The following is a 17031-nucleotide window of genomic DNA, read 5'->3' as shown; positions in this document are numbered from 1 at the left end:
GAAACCAGGGGCGATTCATACTGGTTGGGAGCTATGCCCTCAAAGAGAACCGAGCAGTGGCAGAGTTACTCGCTCAAATCACTCAAGAAGCTGAACGCATGGACCTTGCAACGGCCTTCCCGGACTCAAGCAAAACCTCACACCAGAGCTGATCACCACCTGCTAATGCCGCGAAGCGATTGCCCAAGCGCCAATGGGGGGACTGGATTTTGCTCTATTGCAGGGCTGTTTAGGCCACAAGATACTTAGCACGCTTTCTGTCTAGCCTGATAAAATCTCAGGCCACTTCTTGGAGAATCTCATGTCCCGTCTCGCTGAATTTCGCCTTCTCGAACAACAGCTCGCCGCGCAGCTCGCCGAACTGGAAGCACTGAAGAATGATTCCGCCCTGAAGCAGGAAATGGAATTCGAAACGAAGCTCCGCAACCTGCTCAACGATTACGGCTACAGCCTGCGTCACGTGATCCAGATCATTGATCCGCAGCCCGTAGATTCCGGATCTATTGCACAAAAACCTGCACGGAAACCACGAGTAGTGAAAACCTACAAGAACCCGCATAGCGGAGAAGTCGTTGAGACGAAGGGGGGCAATCAGCGCACTCTGAAGGCCTGGAAGGCAGAGTACGGTGCCGAGGTGGTTGAGTCCTGGTTAGCCAACTGACTGTGCTGTAGTCGACCTGTGGCAGGAGCATAAACGTGAATCGTCGCCAAATGCGAATTCCCATTCTGGGGCGCGACGATTTTTTTGGTAGGTGGTAATGACACACCATTTATGCGCATTAAATAGAGGTCCACTTCAGAAACGGACGCTCCAAAATGCGCAATGCTCTCGTCACAATCTCAGTAAACACCCTCGCAAGCATCCTGGCTGGTCTCATGCTCCACTGGATCACCCCCCCTCCTACTGCCGAAGCCATTCGATCCGGGATCGCGACGCCTGTCTCACCGTCTAAGTCGGTTACCGAGCCTTGACATCTGCACCTCCGAATCATGTGGCCGGCTTACCCAGTGGATGCCTCAAAAAAGCAGAACTTGGGGACCAGTTCGCGCCCCGCCCGAAGCGCATGAAGTGATGTTCCGTTTTTAGACCAAGCGAGAGCACGCCAGGCTTACAAGTCAGTTGCATGATCAGCTGAACGAATTGCTGGAGCATTTCGTAAACCTCAACGAGGGGCTGTACTTCGGGGGCGGATGTCACGGTATTGCAGAATTTCACTATGCTCGATGCGGAGGATGAAGACTTCGTGCATTACAGCCTGCACGACTGGTTCAGTTTTGGAGACGCCATAGAAGACGACGATTTGCTGATTGAGCGGCCTTGATCGACGGTGCTGGGCCATAGCTGACGGCTGGTCTGCCTACCAACTGATCCGTTCCGTGGCAGGTGTTATTTTCTCTACAAGAATAGCCTCCACGCCTCGGGCGGGTCCCAGACCTGCACTGCGCACCAGGGGGTTAGTTGTTTCTGGGGCTCACAGACTCCTTACGGGGTAATCCCATGCTTCTGGCAAGGCCTGCCACCGGAGGGTGACCACCTAAGGGGCAGATAGGCCTTCCTGCTACCGAACTTCGCTGGGTACGATCAATAAACCCTCTATTGATACGGTTTTGGCAAAGATGGATGTGTACAAGCTCCGCATTGAAGACACTGAAAGCAAAACCATAGACAAGGATCGGTTCGAGTCTGAGACCTTCCGCAGGGAGCCGTGGTATCAGCCCGGAAGCGCGGGCAAGCTGGCTCAGTTCGCGGTGTGCCCGGCATGCGACAACCCTGTCCAGCTGGTAGGGCTGTATGAGTTACCCCCAAACGTAAAAAATCCCTTCGGAAAGCACGCGACGAAGAGCATTCGCGGTATCGCTCCATTTGATGGAGAGGCCCGTAACGATTGCCCATACTTCCAGCCCCGTCAGCACAAGAAGACCGACCGAAAAACCGGTTTTGACGGCGTACCGCGGAAGATTCTCAGGCTTTTGATAGAACAGTTTGACCGCGTGGTTTACATCCTGGAGAAGGAAACCCAGGTGGTGCTCTCGGAGAAAGCCTTGCGAGGCATGCTGCAGCGTTACAAAGGGGAGCGCGGCTACCTCTATACCGGTGCGACGCTACGCAACGTGCCATGGATCTTCGCCTATATGTCGGACGCCACTCGGCTCTTTGGCCAGAAGATAGGTGGGAATGCTGAGCTTGTGAAAGCGATAGAGTCTCAAGTGCCAGGGGCGGAAATCAGCACCAAAGGCCGGCTGGAGGCGAAGAGCCTTCCTGGGATGAAAGGCCCCTACTTCGATCTCAAGATGAGTTTCATCCGCCACCGGATCTCTAAGGATAACGAGGAATCCGGCCTGGTTGAGAGCATGGAGTTTGTAGTGTCCCAGCTTCGCAAAGGTGAGCTTGAGCACATTCACAAGCAGGTGCTCAAATTCGATCCGGCTTGGTTCGAGAGCCTCATCCGAATGCCTGTTGATCATCCCTATCGCAGGATGGACCGAGTGGATATGGCCCGTGAAGAGCTAGGCGATTTGCTGGTGTCGAACGGGTAGAGGTGAGCATCGTGTAAACCTATTTTTTTACCTGTTAACTACAGTGGTTAACAGGTAAAAAAACTGGTTTACAGGGACAGCGCTCGGCAGCTGTCCAGAACTGCTGCCAAGCGATAGCTCTATACCGCTATCAGCTACCAGCTGGTGCTTGGACGACCGTTAGCTGAATCCTGGAGGGCCGCTTAGCCCCCATATGTACGGTATTTCGAGCAGTCCTTTTTTTGTTCGCGCAGCCTTCCGGCTCACCGCTGTTGGGGTTTACGTCGAACCGTGGGAAATTGCTGCCGGCAATCTCAAGGCGCAAGCTGTGACCGCGCTTGAACAGGTTGCAGGTTGCAAACGGTTCGATCTGCACCTTGAAACATTCCCCAGGTACCGTCGGCTTCGGATCGTTCCAGCTGTCCCGGTATCGGCAACGAATGATGCCGTCTGTAATGTTCATGGCATACCCCTCTGGGAAGTCATCGCTTGGCGGATAGACGTCGACCACCTTAGCGGTAAAGTCAGTGTCTAAGCCGTCGGTCTCGACCCACAGCTGGATCGTTACCGGACCGGCGACAGCAAGGTCAGCTTCAAGCGGCTCAGTTTCGAAACACAGCACATCGTTGCGCTGGCAGATGGCGCTGCCATCTCCGCGCGCGCCGAAGAAGCGTGGTGTTTCTCGCTGATCAAACGCTCCGCCTTCGAAGACAGGAGCGCCGGAAGTCAGCGCGCCGCCGATGGTCGGTACTGGATTAGATGGATCGGCGAGGAAGTGGCAAGCAGCATCGGTTGCCGCTGGCCCCCCTTTGCTCAACTGACCGTCAGGATGAAGATAAAGATCCAACCGCTGGCTGCCAGGTAATGGCCACTGCTGTGCATCAAGCCACTGACCACCATGATCTATTCGCGTGTCCTGAAGCTTGCGACCACTACCACCGCCCATCATGAATACCTGCACCTGTTGGGCTGGTGCAGTGATCTGTAGCTGCAGATGGTTTACAAACCACTCAATACGACAGGACAGCCAATCCTGCGCCACTTGCCCATCGAAAGCGGCGGCTGGGCCAAACTCGGCATCGCCGCTGTGGCTAATGTTGCGGTCGCCATGCAGCCAAGGGCCCATCACGAGTCGTTGTGGTGCCTTACCGTTCGCGACGAAGGCAGCAAAGTTATCCAGGGTTGAGCTGACATAGGCGTCATACCAGCTCGACATGTGCAGCACCGGAATATCGGGAATGTTGCTGCGATAGTGATCGGCGCAAATGCCCAACTGTTGCCAATAGGCATCGAAACAGCCGCGGCCCCATTGGTCGAACAGGTAGTCCTCATACGCTGGCGCATGACGCAGCGGTGAAAATCCTGGACGCCACGGCATATGGGCGAACCAATGCCGGATGTCTTCCTGCTCCAATGCTTCGCGCAATAGTGGATCGGCTTTGGCTGCCGGACTTTCCTTGGCCTGCTTGTATGCCCATGTGGCCTGTTTGAGCTCGAATGCGCCTCCTTGGCGGATGCCACATTGATAAGCGTTGGCGAAGCCTCCAGAGTCCAGCACCATCGTCTTCAGCCCTGGAGGATTTAAGCAGGCCATAGCGAGCTGAGTATGGGCTGCATAAGAAAGACCCATGCTTCCGACCTTCCCATTGCACCAAGGCTGCTCGACCAACCAGGCCAAAGTGTCGTAGCCGTCTTCTGCTTCGTTGACGTACTTGATGAATTCGCCTTCGGAGGCGTAGCGACCGCGGCAGTCCTGAAACACAGTGACGAAGCCATGTTCGGCAAAGGCTTGGGCCATCTCTTCACGCCCTAAGTGATGACCATTCAGGCATTTCTCCGAGCGTGAGGGCTTGCTCTTGTCGTATGGAGTGCGTTCGATCACCACTGGCCACACGCCGGTACTTTCATCAGGCAGGTAGACATCGGTGGCCAACCGAACGCCATCGCGCATCGGGACCATCAGGTTTCTGAGGATTTGCATGTTTGACACTCAAAGCAGTAGGGCCGCATACGCGGCCCGAGATTTCAGTAGCCGGTCAGAACGGCAATGGAGAGGAGGCACATGGCGATGGCCGCGAATACCAGGCACAACGGCCAGATGAATCGCGCCCATTGACCCCATCCGACTTGAGCGGTCGCAAGCAGCACTAGTAGGCCACTTGAGGTAGGAGTGATCAGGTTTGTTAGACCATTGCCCAGCAAAAAGGCATACACAGTGGTCTGAGCGCTCACACCTGACAATTGCCCCAACGGTCCGAAGATTGGCATGGTCACTGCTGCTTGCCCCGACGTGGACGGGATCAGGACATCCAGCCCGAGTTGTGCGAAGAACATGCCGTACGCCGAAACTAGAGGGCCGTGATCGCTGACCAGGTTGGAAAGGTTGTTGACGATAGTGTCGAGCACCTGGCCAGTGCTGAGGATGATCTCCACCGCAGTGGCGAGACCGATCAGCACGCCGGCCATTAGCACCTTCTTCATTCCGTCGACGAATGCGCCGGCAGCCTCGCTGGCACCGATGCCAGCCACCACACTGAACACCATGCTCATCGCCAAGTAGTACGCAGACAACTCTGGGTACTTCCAGTGCCAGCGATTGGAGGCATAAACCAGGAAGGCGACGCCCGCTCCCAGCAGTAGAAGGTTGAGACTGTGGCGTGGCGCTAGCGGTGTGCGCTTAAAAGTAAACTCAGCACTGGCGTCGTAACCCAGTCGGCGTACAGTCATTAACACGAAGCCAATGCCGACCAGCAGAAACACCAAGTAGGCTGCCACACGCATATTCAGCCCGCTGAACATTGGAACGCCCACTAGCGGCTGGGCAACCGCCAATGCCACGGGGTTGGTAATCGAACCCAGATAGCCGATTTTCACCGAGATCACCACGATCGCCAGACCAACAATGTTGGGCAGCCCCAGGCGATTGGCCATCGCTACCATTAGCGGGACGATCAGGATGAACTCTTTGGCCAGTCCCATGAACGTGCTACCGGCCGAGAACACCAGCATCAAGCAGGGTACCAGCACGTAGATGTTGCCCCGGGTAAGGCCAAGTATCCGCTCAAGACCAGCATCGATTGCCCCGGCCTTGTTCAGCACGCCAAACATTCCGCCGATGAACAAAACCATGAAGATCAGGCCGGCTCGCTTCTCGATGCCCTGTGGAATGGCCATGAAAGCCTCAACCAAGGAGACCGGACGTGCAGCAGAATCGGTTGTGGCACGCGGCTCTGTGGAAAATAGCTGGCTTAGAGAGGCGTCCTTTTCCAAGGTCTGGTACGAACCGGGGACAACAGCGATGTCTTTGCGCTGGAACTGGCCTGAATCGACGAAGTAGGTGAAGGCCAGAGCCATGAAAACAATGCTCAACAGGATCAACGCAGGATTGAGCTGCTTGGCCGGGCGAGGGATGTCTGCTTTTCCAGCAGGCGCGGCTTGCGCCGCCGGTGCATGAGGTAGGTTCATGGTGCGCGATCTCGATTATTGTTTTGTAGGGGCCCAGGGCTACAGGGCGCACACTAGTTCAATCGGATGCAGTCACTCAACGTTATGAGTAAATCGGGTTGGGCTATGCAATTTATTGCGTTGGCGTAGAACCATTCACCTCTGTGAGCCTGTTACGCATGTGCTCCGCGAAACTCTCAACCAGCAAAGAGCGTGGCTGGTCTTTGCGGAAAATCAGGCCAAAACGATAGCAAAGCGCAGGTCTCAGCGGCTTGGCGATCAAAGGAAGGCCACCAAACTCTTTGGCCAAAAGACCATTGATAATTGAGACCCCCATACCCTCTGCAACGAATGCGCAAGCAGCACTGACCGAGTGGACCTCTACGCGAACTTGAGGGGTAATTTCAGCCTCTCGGAAACGCAGGTCGAGTTCAGATCGAAGGCTCCTTTGCCGCCCCAGAAGCACGAGGGGTTCATACCGCAATGCTTCGAGACTGACCTCCGATAGCTCCGCCAGTGGATGGCTTTGGTGCATGACGCACATCCCTTCGGTCTCCAGTACCGGTAGCACTTCAAAATGCTGAAGTTCCGTAGGCAAACGCACGAAAGCGAAGTCAGCGCTTTTGTCGAGTACGGCCCTTTCCAGCGCATCGTATCCGCCGGTGATGACCTCTACGACGACGTCCTCACGGCCCTGCATGAATTCGGCAACGATCCTCGGTAGCAAGTGTTGAGACATGCTGGTCGGTACTGCAACCTTGAGCAGACTCCGGCGCGAATGACCCAGTCTCAGCTCATCTGCCATGCGTTGTACGCGCTGGAGGTTGTCTACGAGCTCCGCCACCTGTCCAAGGAGTTCTTCCGCCTCAGGAGTCGCCATCAATCTGCCCTTACGTCGAAGGAAGAGCGCGAGGCCTAAGTGATCTTCGAGCTGAGTTAACAAGCGGCTGACGGCCGATTGGGACAAGCCCATACGGGTAGCAGCTCCGATGGTAGAGCCCGTTGTCATGATGGCTTGAAAAGCTTCGAGTTGTTTGAGGTTCACAAGATACTCCGAGGTTTCTTACCAACTAAACGCATAGCCTCATGCGTATTACTCATAACGTTGTTGCCGATTCCACGACGGGTTAGTGTCCGCCGCATGAGTGAATCCCGTCCAGCATGACGCTGCGTAATCTGCGATGGATAGTACTGGGTCGCTCCATTTTGATGCTGCCAAAAATCACAATACACAGCAGAGATTTCCGATGAACACCCTCACAACATCGCGCACACTCGCGTGTGCAAGCGTCATTGCTAGCTTGTTCCCCAATTTTGCTGAAGCAGACTTCTTCAAAGACTCCGAGGGCCGGCTGGCTCTGCGAAATTACTATTTCAATGATGGATTTCGTGATGGGGGCGAAGATCGCAAAGAGTGGGCGCAGGGTTTTCTGCTCAAGCTACAGTCAGGTTACACCGAAGGACCTGTAGGCTTTGGTTTGGAGGCACTGGGACTTTCAGGAATCCGGCTCGACTCAAGCGCTAAGCATGCGGGGACAGGCCTTCTGCCGGTCCACGACGATGGTCGGGCAGCTAGCGAATATTCGAGTCTTGGCATTACCGCTAAGGCCAAATGGAATGACCTTTTGGTCAGTGGTGGCACTCTCCTCCCCAAAATCCCCGTCCTGGTTTACAACGATGGTCGACTACTACCTCAAACGTTCCGAGGTACCCAAGCGGAGTACACCGGTGTTGATCGGTTGTACCTTCAAGCTGGGCATCTAGACAAATTCAAAGCCCGAAACTCTACCGATAGCGTCGATATATTTCCTCAGGGATATTCCGGAGGTGGCGGTACGGACTTTGATTTTGCGGGGATGCGCTACGACCTCACCAAACAGCTCAGTTTTAGCAGCTACTACGGGGAACTTCGGGATTTCTACCGCCAACAATTTTTCGGGTTGGTTTACACACTGCCGCTTGGCCCAGGCAAGCTAACTAGCGATCTACGTTACTTTATCAGTGATGATGCTGGCGCAGCCCGTAATGGTGTAGTTGATAGCGATATGTTTAGCGGTTTACTCAGTTATCGTCTGGGTGGCCACACGTTCAGTGCTGGATATCAAAAGGTTGATGGCAGCACCGCACTTCCGTACGTGAGCGTAAGCACGGTCTACTCGTTCAGCAATGCTAGCGTTGGCAAATTCATTCAGCCCGGAGAGCGGACCTGGATGGCGAGGTACGACTACGATTTTACTAGCATGGGAATTCCTGGACTGAGCTTCATGACCCGCTACTACAAGGGCGAGGATGGGGTCTATCGTGGTCAGGAAGCCCGGGAGCACGAGTCCAATACGAACCTGAAATATGTGATCCAGGACGGGCTCTTCAAAGGTGTGGGGGCTGAGTTTCGATATGCAGTGGCCAGGAGCACGTACAGCAGCGACCGGGATAACTACCGCTTGTATCTGACGTACGACATTGCATTGTGGTGATAGCTTCAAGTTCCCCTTGAAGCCGTCATCTAAAGGCAGCTCCCGCAGTCGGGAGCTGCCTTGTTAACCTACTCCCCCTTTTTGTGCTTGTGGGGTTTCAGGTCCGGATGGTCCTTCTGCTTCTCAGGCGTGACTCGCTGCCTTTTATCCGGAGTGCCATCTTCGTTAGTTCGTTTAGGGCCTGGCTTGATGCTCATGCGAGATTTCCTTTATCGCTTGGGTTGGTGGGTGCTGCTATGTAGTTAGTCCAGCTTCTTATAGCTGTCAAAGCGGACGGGAGCAGAAGCACTTGGCATCCCAGAGGGGCCATCCTACTTCGTGTCTTAGAGGCCTGAGTAAGAGCCTCCTGGCAAGGGCTTGCACGGGGCAGTGAAATCCAAGGCTGAGCGGTACGAGGACGTCTGGACATTCATCATCCCGAGCACTGTGTGAAACAGGTTGTCGTGGCTAAGAGGTGAGCTTGCTTGAGCTTTCAAACAGCCGACGTTGAGCCTTTCACTCTTCGCAAGAGAATCGGACATCCAAAGCACCAATGGCACCTTGGTTTGCTCTTCAGGAGCCATCGCATAAGGCAGCCCATGCAGGTAGAGCCCACCCTCACCCAGTGATTCTCCGTGGTCAGAAACGTACAGGAGCCCAGTGTCGAATTTGGTGTTCGCTGCCAGGATGTCGATCAGCCCGGCTGTAACGTAGTCGGTGTAAAGGATCGAGTTATCGTAGGCATTGAGCACTTCCTGCTGCTTACATTTGTCGAGCTCGTTGGTCTCGCACACCGGCGCGAATTTCTTGAATTGCGCGGGGTAGCGCTTGTAGTAGGCCGGGCCATGGCTACCTTTGTAGTGGAGCACCAGGACAGCATCGCCTTCTTGACGCTTGATGAAGTCTTGCATCTCCGAGAGCAGCACCCCGTCCTTACACTCCTCGCTGGTGCAAAGTTGGGGATCCGCGTGAGAGGCAGCCTTGTGGTTGGGAACCCTGTCGCAGGCCCCTTTGCACCCCGAGTTGTTGTCAGTCCACATGACACTAATGCCTGCGCGTTGAAGCACGTCGAGCAGCCCTTCTCGGCTCTTGGCCAAGCCATCTTTGTACTCGGCCTTACCCACATCCAGGAACATGCATGGCAACGAAACTGCGGTGGCGGTGCCGCAGGAGCTGACGTTGGAGAAGCTGATGACGTTGCGTTTTTCCAGCTCCGGGTTCGTTTCACGGGTGTAGCCATTGAGGGAGAAGTTGGCGGAGCGGGCGGTCTCTCCTACAGCCAGTACCAGCAGCCTAGGTTTACGGGCCGCCCCCTGTCGATTAACTACCGCATCAGTTCCAATGGCCGTCAGCGTTTTAGGTGTGGCCAGCTGGCGCTTCAGGTAACCATGGCCAGCCGCAAACAAGTTGGTGGGTACCAGGATCAGTCGGATCTCCCGATTGTTGCGCAGCAAGGAGGCATATGACTGGTATTGACTCAGCACGATGCCAGACAAGGTCAACAGAGCGAGCGACAGAGCAATGACCCTGCTGACCAAAGCTCTGGCCCAAGGCTTGCGCCGGAGGGGAACCCGGGAGATCAGGTAGACGGGCAACACCCCAACCATTGCGACCCACAGACCGAGCTTCCAATTCAGCAGCTCGGTTGCCTCAGCGACGTCTGTCTCCACAACGTTGGTGAACATTGTGTAATCGATCACGATGCCATAGGCATTCATGAAGTAACTCGCAAAAGCCGCGCTGATCAGTACGAGACATAGAAAAGGTTTGGTCAGCCGCGCCCATGACAGCAAGCTCAGAACCGTAAACACCCATGCGAATACTATGACTGGGAGGCTAGCTGCTAGCAGCCAGTTCACTTCATCGGTTTTGAATACCAGCTTCCAGAGCACGCTCCAGAGCTCAGCATTCGCGAATAGCAGCAACCAAAGAGTTACCAGCCCAATGAGCAGATTAGTGCTGATGCCTTCCTGTCGGGCAGTGCGAATAGCAAAGATCCATTTACTTAACAGGGTGTGAACAATGGATTTTGAAGGTGTCATTATCAAACTCTGAGAGGCTGCTTATCCATGCGTTAGCTGTGGAGTTAGCGGGAGCTGCTTGGCAAACCATCGACAGATGCTGAGCGATTGCGCAATGTGCGGAGCGCCAGAGGCCTTAGGGCCTAGGCGTTGGAGACGCTTAGAATGTGTGAGGCATAGGGACAAAAGAGAAATAAATCTCGCTGAGCGCATTATTTCCGGCGCCTGATAACGACACGATGACCTCGTGATTACAATGCTGACAGAAATGCAATAACTGCTGTTTTAATTGCCATCGACCAGGCTATGATAAAAATTAGGGCGACACCATCTATTAAACGCAGAGCACCGCTCAGCTAGATAAATTTAATTTCACAAACAAAACGGCTTCGTTTTGACGTAGGCTAATTTTGAACTTTCACTTTAACTTACAAGTCTTTCTCGCGAGCAGAACATTCTTTTCAACTTTTGCTCGTTAATATGTCACCCATCAATGAGGGGCGAATACCATGAGCTTTTTCAAAAATATCCTGGGCGGGCACCATGGCCGTGGAAACCACGGTGGAGGCAAGCACCACAGCGGGGGACATGGGGCCGAGCAATACGATCGCCATGGCCGGCAGCAGGGCTGCGACGGCGGCAACCAGGTGTATGACGGCGGGCGCCATGCCACTCCAGCCCCCATTAAAGATCTGCAGGGCTGCAGGCAGTGCCGGACGGCCAACGATCCGTCAGCACGCTTTTGTCTAAACTGCGGAACACCACTATCGAGTGGTTGCACCGCCTGTGGCTCGTTGCTGAGCGCAGGAGCAAAATTCTGCAGTCAGTGTGGCCAAGCGACGCTCTAACGATAGGCAGACAGGAAGGCCAACGAGACCACAACCCTGCGCAAGGAGAAATACGTGGGTTCAAATCATGACCATGGCAGCGCTGCAGTACGCGAGGGGCATCAGAAGAAGCTAATCATGGCGCTCGCCTTGACTGGCAGCTTCATGATTGCAGAAGTGATCGGTGCGTGGATTACCGGCAGCCTGGCGCTGCTGTCTGACGCATCCCACATGTTCACAGATACTGCCGCCTTGGCGATCTCACTGATTGCACTTCAGATAGCCAAGCGCCCGGCGGATCAGAAAAGAACCTTCGGCTATGCGCGCCTGGAGATTCTGGCTTCGACGTTCAACGCCGTGCTGCTCTTCCTGGTGGCGATGTACATCTTGTACGAGGCCTACCAGCGCTTTTTCATGCCGGCGGAGATCGCTACCGGGGCGATGATGTGGATCGCAATCGCCGGCCTGATCATCAACCTAATCTCGATGCGCCTTCTGGCATCTGCGAGCAACGAGAGCCTTAACGTCAAAGGCGCCTACCTCGAAGTTTGGAGCGACATGCTCGGCTCGCTAGGCGTAATCATTGCAGCACTCATCATCCGCTTCACGGGCTGGACCTGGGTCGACACGATTGTCGCTGTGGCAATCGGACTTTGGGTACTGCCGCGGACGTGGCAGTTGCTTCGCGAAAGCCTGGGGATTCTCATGGAGGGTGTGCCGAGGGGGCTCGACGTTACGGCAATCGAGGCCACCATCCGCGGCGTAGATGGGGTCACGGACGTTCATGACTTGCACGTCTGGGCCGTCAGCAGTGGCAGCAACGTGATGACGTCGCACGTAGTGGTACGGGATTCTGCAGATGGGGATGCTGTGTTGGCGGCCGTCGTGGATGCTGTCAGCGATGGATTTGAAATCCATCACTGCACCATCCAGATCGAGCGGGCAGCTTTCCACGAGAGCGTTCCCTCGCCCTCGCACTGATCGATCGGTAAACACCATGCAGACACATCCCCTTCCTGGCTGAGGGGGATGTTGTAGAAGAAATGCGATGAGGGATGGCGTAAACGGCAGGAGCACTTCGAGAGGGGTTGGAGAATGGCTTCACCTCCCCCGTCCACAATCCCCAGAAGGTTCAGCGATGGCTTGGATCATCACGAAGTACCTACTCACTGCCGGAATAGTGATTCTCGTATCAGAGCTGGCGAAACGCAGTGACAAGCTGGGCGGCCTGGTCGCCGCCCTACCCCTGGTCACTGTCTTGACGCTGGTCTGGCTCTATTTGGAGAACCAGAGCATGGAGAAGATCTCCAATCATGCTTGGTACACGTTCTGGTACGTGCTTCCTACACTGCCGATGTTTATCGCGTTCCCGTTGCTGCTACCTAAGCTCGGCTTCTGGCCGACCCTTATCAGCAGCATCCTCATCACAATGGCCAGTTTCGGATGTTTCGCCGTACTGCTGCGCCGGTTCGGCATTGAGCTTCTATGATCCGGCGACCGCAGACATCATCTTGATGAGCCTTAACGGCTGTTAATACACTCGCCCTTCACCAGGTAGCGAACCATGTGCAGCTCGCCTTTCGAGTCTTCGTAGGTCATCATACTTCTTACATTACCGCAGTACCGCACGCTGGGTGATACATACACCAACTTACCAACGTCAAGGTCCATACCGTAGGCATAGTCTTCAAGTTGAGGCATGGGCTTTTTTACGCGCTGAGCATAATCCGCAGTAGCCTCTCTAGCAGAACGCTCAATGCGTTGGTTTATTTCCATACCGCTTTGTGCATTGGCTGTTAGTGATGTGAAGAGCATAAACACGGCGATCGCTGATACAGTAGTGTTCATAAGAAGTCCCTTAATAAAAAAGCGCCCGTAGGGGGGCGCTAAAATTCACCTACCAAAGGAGCGTATGGTTTACAGGTGAATGCATTGACGAGAACAACTGCCCGCTGCTCTTGCCAAGCTGCTTTGAAATGAGACAATTTCCAAAGCAGCGATGCCTCTTCCGCTGCCCTTAAACTAGCAAAGGAGGCTAACACCAAGATGATCGCGCAATTACAATTTGGACATGTAATAGATTGTAAGGTAATTATTCGGGAGACTACTGAGCCACCAAGTGAACTAATTCGCAGAAAGGCGTAGCAGTTCGCGGCCGTGCATGGGGACTGCCTGCGTGGCGCACTCGATGCAAGGCCAGCGCCAGTCTCTGCAAGCTGGCGACCGAAATACTGCCTGTCATGGCCGATTCCGCCTGTCAGGCGAAGCTGTCATACACCGTCGCAGACCCCAGAATCCGCTAAGCTCAGAGCTGGAGCCTGCATGACTGTCAGAAATCTTGCGGCTACATTACAAATTTGTAGGATTTCGCCGCGGCCAGCTTCTTCGCGTTAAGATTCAAGCGTCCTCAGGTGACCCGGCGTATGGACAGAGGTAGCGACTACCACATGCCATACCCTCAGCCTATCTTTCGAACAGCCTGCAACCATAATCTTGGCGGATTAGGCCAACTCCTTCCTCACACCTTGAGATAAGTTATGCGCGTTCTAGTTGTGGAAGACGAAATTAAAACTGCCGAATATCTTCAGCAGGGCCTATCCGAAAGCGGGTATGTCGTAGATATCGTGCACAACGGTGTAGATGCCCTGCACTTGTTCAACACTAATGTCTATTCGTTGGTCCTTCTGGACGTGAACCTCCCCGGTATCGACGGCTGGGACCTGCTGGAAACCATCCGTAAGACCAGCCGGGTCCGCATCATCATGCTGACCGCCCGCGGACGCATCAATGACAAGCTCAAGGGCTTGGACGGCGGCGCGGATGACTACCTTGTGAAGCCATTCGAATTCCCTGAACTGCTTGCTCGCATCCGTTCGCTGCAACGCCGTGGTGATGAGTTGGTCGAGAAGAGCTCGCTGAAAATTGCGGATCTGGAACTCGACTCCGTCCGCCATCGCGTCTTCCGCGGTGGCACACGCATCGATCTCACCACCAAGGAATTTGCGCTTCTGCACCTGCTCATGAGCCGAACGGGCGAAGCGCTGACTCGTTCCCAGATCATCTCGTTGGTCTGGGATATGAATTTCGATTGCGACACCAATGTCATCGATGTAGCCATCCGGCGCTTGCGCTCGAAGATCGATGACCCGTTTGAAACCAAGCTCATTCACACGCTTCGTGGCGTTGGGTACGTTTTTGAGGAACGCGCATGAGGCCATTCAGCCTGGCTGCAAAGCTGGGGTTAAAAGTTGGGTTGATGAGCGCAGCGTTGCTGCTTCTGTTCGCCACCTTTGGCTATCTGATGGTAGGTAAGGCTCTGGAAAGAAATGCCCGAGCGGACCTGGAAGTAAAGATGGCGGGGATGGCTCACAACCTGTCCACCATCCCGGATATCTCCGGCGTCAACGCAGATGCACATCAGCTTGTCGATTTGGTCATGGGCCACAACAACCTGTATGTGAGCATATTCGATACCTCACAGAATCAGACTCCTCTGCTCTCGATTGGCTCGAAACAGGTCAATCTGGAGGTGCACAAGTTTCAGCCGGCGGCCCAGCCTAAAGAGCATGAATGGCGTGATACGCAGGACCGTCCTCTGCTGAGTGCTTCTCGGATCATGCGCTTGGGCGATGGAACAGAGGTCAGCGTCTATATGACCATGGACCAGTCATCCAGTGAGGCACTGCTTGATGCGTTGCTGACTTGGGCCTTGATGATGTCCCCCGTCATCCTCGCACTGATCTTGGCCATTGGCTGGTGGACCGTGCGCAGAGGCCTGCTGCCGCTGACCAAATTCCTCAAGGTGGCGTCAAAGATCTCAACGGAGAGCCTCGACCATCGTCTTCCGACTGATGGGATGCCGGCAGAACTCAAGAAGCTCGCCGACGGCATCAACATCATGCTGGCTCGCCTGGATGATGGCGTTCAGCAGCTCTCGCAGTTCTCTGACGACCTTGCCCACGAACTTCGAGCACCGCTTTCCAACCTGATGGGCAAGGCCCAGGTTGCCTTGACCAGAGAAAGATCGCTTTCCGAGTACCGGGAGGTTCTAGAGTCGTGCACAGAAGAGTTGGACCGCATGAGCCGCATGGTTTCCGACATGCTGTTCTTGGCCCAGGTCAGTCACCCTGCGTCCATGGTGGAGTTCGAACCGGTGTCCCTGGTCGACGAGGTTCAGCGCGTATGCGACCTCTTCAGCATTTCGGCAGAGGAAGGCGAGATCCAGCTGCAGATTTCTGGGAGTGATGATGTGGTACGCGGGAACCGCCTGATGGTTCAACGGGCCGTCTCAAACCTCGTGTCGAACGCGATCCGCTACTGCCCTCGCGGCCGCACGGTCTACGTGAAGGTGCAGCATAGTGCGAGCGGTACGACCTTGAGTGTCGGCAACCCCGGCCGCGGTATTGCCAAGGAACACCATGCGCACTTATTTGAGCGGTTCTACCGTGTGGACAAGAGCCGAGCACGGAGCGAAGGCGGTACCGGTCTTGGCTTGGCCATTGTGCAGTCGATCATGAGCCTGCACCAAGGGTCGGCGAGCGTGGAGGTGACCGAAGAAAACTTCACCTGGTTCCACCTTCACTTTCCCGCAGCCCAGCAACTGCAGCCAGCAATGACCGCCGCTTAAACCGCGCAGACATGATTAGGCCCGTCCATCGACGGGCCTTTTTGTTTGCTCAATGCATCAGTGCCGGAGGACCACAGGGTCCATAGGCGACCGCAGAATCACCGACTTGATGATCTTCTGCTCGTCAGGATTGGCGTTCTTCCACAGGTGTGAGAAGTACTGAGCATTCACTTTCTCTTGAGCACTTACGCTGCCGGCGGCATCGATCAGGCGCATGGTCGAGTAGACACAGATCAGCGCCAGAATGAAGAACGACGTGGCGACCACCATCACATAACGCTTGGCCAGCACCGGTGCCCGCTTGAGCTCCTGGATAGAGGCGTCCGCCGCCTTTGTCGCTGCTGTAAGCTCCGAGATCAGTGGCTGGATGGCGGTGTCGACTCCGCGGCATGCAGCTGAATACGCTGATGCAGCGGCGCGCAAGGCAACCTCCTCCGCGTTCGACCAAGCCTTCTCCGCCTTTCGCACCTCCTCCTGAATCTGCCGGCCGACAGCGTCCACCTGCTCCACCAGTTCGTTCGACCTCTCCAGAACAGCGCTGGAGGTCCGCGTCTGCGAGGTCAGCTCATCGAGCTGGACAGTGAGTTTTTCAGTGCAGCGGCGAAAGTCACCGATAGCAACTGCCCAGGGCTCTATGTCATTCATGGCTATCTCCTAGGGCGGCCAACAACGCCGCGCTGAATTAACGCGCTAGATATCAAAATTGTAATTTAAGAGAAAATTCTTAGTCGCCCTCGACAGTGCCGAGATAGACATGATCCTTCCAGATTTGAGGATTTAACGCATCCTGCCTGCCGCCAAAATTACGGAATTGTAATTATTGACTCACCTTGTCGTTAGCTTCGCGTTCCTAAACTACAAACCAACAAAGGCCGCTAATCAGGCAGGCCTAGTATGAACCGAGGTTCACAATGAAATTTGTCAAATCTATCGCTATTGGCAGCCTGCTGCTGGGTCTCATGGGTACCGCTTACGCTGAAGGTGGCTTCGAGCGAGCGAAACAGTTCAATGAAAACTTCCGAACCGAACAGGCTCGCCTATGGAGCGATGACTCTTCGGACCAGAACAAACAACAAGTCGCTCAAGAGCAAAAGAAAGAAAGCAAGGATGGTAAGGAACAAGCCGACAATTAATCGGCGGTT

16 protein-coding genes are annotated in these 17031 nt (G+C 54.8%); 9 read left to right on the top strand and 7 right to left on the bottom strand.

The features are described 5' to 3' along the window. Positions 1-301: 301 nt before the first annotated feature. Positions 302-661: a histone-like nucleoid-structuring protein, MvaT/MvaU family gene (locus G1E_RS07210; RefSeq protein WP_003253484.1), complete on the top strand. Its 360-nt coding sequence runs from the start codon at positions 302-304 to the stop codon at positions 659-661. 956 nt (positions 662-1617) lie between these two features. Continuing rightward, positions 1618-2538 (top strand): hypothetical protein, encoded by a 921-nt coding sequence (locus G1E_RS07205; RefSeq protein ID WP_003253479.1) that lies wholly within the window; start codon positions 1618-1620, stop codon positions 2536-2538. Positions 2539-2668: 130 nt separating this feature from the next. Here G1E_RS07205 and G1E_RS07200 read toward each other — a convergent pair whose 3' ends face one another. The 3 genes from G1E_RS07200 to G1E_RS07190 all read right to left on the bottom strand — a co-directional run bounded on the left by G1E_RS07200 (position 2669) and on the right by G1E_RS07190 (position 7006). After that, the gene (locus G1E_RS07200) at positions 2669-4498 is read right to left on the bottom strand and encodes a CocE/NonD family hydrolase (protein ID WP_009682007.1); all 1830 of its coding nucleotides are present in this window, start codon (positions 4496-4498) and stop codon (positions 2669-2671) included. A gap of 44 nt (positions 4499-4542) precedes the next feature. Next, a complete protein-coding gene (locus G1E_RS07195) occupies positions 4543-5982 on the bottom strand; it encodes a YfcC family protein (protein ID WP_003253475.1) in 1440 nt (479 codons plus the stop codon). A gap of 112 nt (positions 5983-6094) precedes the next feature. Next, positions 6095-7006 (bottom strand): LysR family transcriptional regulator, encoded by a 912-nt coding sequence (locus G1E_RS07190; RefSeq protein WP_003253472.1) that lies wholly within the window; start codon positions 7004-7006, stop codon positions 6095-6097. Between the two features lie 202 nt (positions 7007-7208). Between G1E_RS07190 and G1E_RS07185 the strand changes: the two genes are divergently transcribed. Beyond that, positions 7209-8435 (top strand): OprD family porin, encoded by a 1227-nt coding sequence (locus tag G1E_RS07185; RefSeq protein WP_009682006.1) that lies wholly within the window; start codon positions 7209-7211, stop codon positions 8433-8435. A gap of 323 nt (positions 8436-8758) precedes the next feature. Here G1E_RS07185 and G1E_RS07180 read toward each other — a convergent pair whose 3' ends face one another. Together G1E_RS07180 and G1E_RS29290 are read right to left on the bottom strand one after the other, a co-directional pair. Further along, complete coding sequence (locus tag G1E_RS07180) at positions 8759-10456, bottom strand: phosphoethanolamine transferase (protein WP_003253466.1); 1698 nt, start codon at positions 10454-10456, stop codon at positions 8759-8761. Between the two features lie 440 nt (positions 10457-10896). Continuing rightward, on the bottom strand, positions 10897-11103 hold the full coding sequence (locus G1E_RS29290) for a hypothetical protein (RefSeq protein ID WP_003253464.1): 207 nt from the start codon (positions 11101-11103) through the stop codon (positions 10897-10899). Here G1E_RS29290 and G1E_RS29285 point away from each other — a divergent pair. From G1E_RS29285 to G1E_RS07165, 3 genes are all read left to right on the top strand, one after another. Beyond that, positions 11083-11283 (top strand): zinc ribbon domain-containing protein, encoded by a 201-nt coding sequence (locus tag G1E_RS29285; RefSeq protein WP_223255137.1) that lies wholly within the window; start codon positions 11083-11085, stop codon positions 11281-11283. The two genes, G1E_RS29290 and G1E_RS29285, sit on opposite strands and share 21 nt — an antisense overlap. 54 nt (positions 11284-11337) lie before the next feature. Then, complete coding sequence (locus G1E_RS07170) at positions 11338-12243, top strand: cation diffusion facilitator family transporter (protein ID WP_003253462.1); 906 nt, start codon at positions 11338-11340, stop codon at positions 12241-12243. A 157-nt stretch (positions 12244-12400) separates the two neighbouring features. Next, positions 12401-12751: a DUF3147 family protein gene (locus tag G1E_RS07165; protein WP_003253461.1), complete on the top strand. Its 351-nt coding sequence runs from the start codon at positions 12401-12403 to the stop codon at positions 12749-12751. A 32-nt stretch (positions 12752-12783) separates the two neighbouring features. Here G1E_RS07165 and G1E_RS07160 read toward each other — a convergent pair whose 3' ends face one another. Further along, positions 12784-13110: a DUF2790 domain-containing protein gene (locus G1E_RS07160; protein ID WP_003253458.1), complete on the bottom strand. Its 327-nt coding sequence runs from the start codon at positions 13108-13110 to the stop codon at positions 12784-12786. Between the two features lie 689 nt (positions 13111-13799). On the opposite strand from G1E_RS07160, the gene G1E_RS07155 reads away from it, so the two are divergent. Next, entirely contained in the window at positions 13800-14474 is a 675-nt protein-coding gene (locus tag G1E_RS07155) for a heavy metal response regulator transcription factor (protein WP_003253457.1), read from the top strand. Then, the gene (locus G1E_RS07150) at positions 14471-15889 is read left to right on the top strand and encodes a heavy metal sensor histidine kinase (protein WP_009682005.1); all 1419 of its coding nucleotides are present in this window, start codon (positions 14471-14473) and stop codon (positions 15887-15889) included. Before G1E_RS07155 ends, G1E_RS07150 begins: the two co-directional genes overlap by 4 nt. Before the next feature lie 57 nt (positions 15890-15946). On the opposite strand, the gene G1E_RS07145 is transcribed toward G1E_RS07150, so the two are convergent. Then, positions 15947-16534, bottom strand: a complete 588-nt coding sequence (locus tag G1E_RS07145; RefSeq protein WP_003253452.1) for a hypothetical protein — start codon at positions 16532-16534, stop codon at positions 15947-15949. A 266-nt stretch (positions 16535-16800) separates the two neighbouring features. Between G1E_RS07145 and G1E_RS07140 the strand changes: the two genes are divergently transcribed. Further along, positions 16801-17022, top strand: coding sequence for a hypothetical protein (locus tag G1E_RS07140; protein ID WP_003253450.1), 222 nt, complete (start codon positions 16801-16803; stop codon positions 17020-17022). The last annotated feature ends 9 nt before the right edge of the window (positions 17023-17031 follow it).

The sequence above is a fragment of the Pseudomonas sp. TJI-51 genome, assembly GCF_000190455.2.
GTDB lineage: Bacteria > Pseudomonadota > Gammaproteobacteria > Pseudomonadales > Pseudomonadaceae > Aquipseudomonas > Aquipseudomonas juntendi.
Note: the sequence above shows the minus strand (reverse complement) of the source record. Positions and strands in the feature narration are given on the sequence as shown.

What these genes read in the sequence shown, in the direction of transcription:
- G1E_RS07210 (WP_003253484.1), top strand. Translation starts at nt 302, where the DNA reads ATGTCCCGTCTCGCTGAATTTCGCCTTCTCGAACAACAGCTCGCCGCG.
- G1E_RS07205 (WP_003253479.1), top strand. Translation starts at nt 1,618, where the DNA reads ATGGATGTGTACAAGCTCCGCATTGAAGACACTGAAAGCAAAACCATA.
- G1E_RS07200 (WP_009682007.1), bottom strand. Translation starts at nt 4,498, where the DNA reads ATGCAAATCCTCAGAAACCTGATGGTCCCGATGCGCGATGGCGTTCGG.
- G1E_RS07195 (WP_003253475.1), bottom strand. Translation starts at nt 5,982, where the DNA reads ATGAACCTACCTCATGCACCGGCGGCGCAAGCCGCGCCTGCTGGAAAA.
- G1E_RS07185 (WP_009682006.1), top strand. Translation starts at nt 7,209, where the DNA reads ATGAACACCCTCACAACATCGCGCACACTCGCGTGTGCAAGCGTCATT.
- G1E_RS07180 (WP_003253466.1), bottom strand. Translation starts at nt 10,456, where the DNA reads ATGACACCTTCAAAATCCATTGTTCACACCCTGTTAAGTAAATGGATC.
- G1E_RS29290 (WP_003253464.1), bottom strand. Translation starts at nt 11,103, where the DNA reads ATGGCGCCCGCCGTCATACACCTGGTTGCCGCCGTCGCAGCCCTGCTG.
- G1E_RS07165 (WP_003253461.1), top strand. Translation starts at nt 12,401, where the DNA reads ATGGCTTGGATCATCACGAAGTACCTACTCACTGCCGGAATAGTGATT.
- G1E_RS07160 (WP_003253458.1), bottom strand. Translation starts at nt 13,110, where the DNA reads ATGAACACTACTGTATCAGCGATCGCCGTGTTTATGCTCTTCACATCA.
- G1E_RS07155 (WP_003253457.1), top strand. Translation starts at nt 13,800, where the DNA reads ATGCGCGTTCTAGTTGTGGAAGACGAAATTAAAACTGCCGAATATCTT.
- G1E_RS07150 (WP_009682005.1), top strand. Translation starts at nt 14,471, where the DNA reads ATGAGGCCATTCAGCCTGGCTGCAAAGCTGGGGTTAAAAGTTGGGTTG.
- G1E_RS07145 (WP_003253452.1), bottom strand. Translation starts at nt 16,534, where the DNA reads ATGAATGACATAGAGCCCTGGGCAGTTGCTATCGGTGACTTTCGCCGC.
- G1E_RS07140 (WP_003253450.1), top strand. Translation starts at nt 16,801, where the DNA reads ATGAAATTTGTCAAATCTATCGCTATTGGCAGCCTGCTGCTGGGTCTC.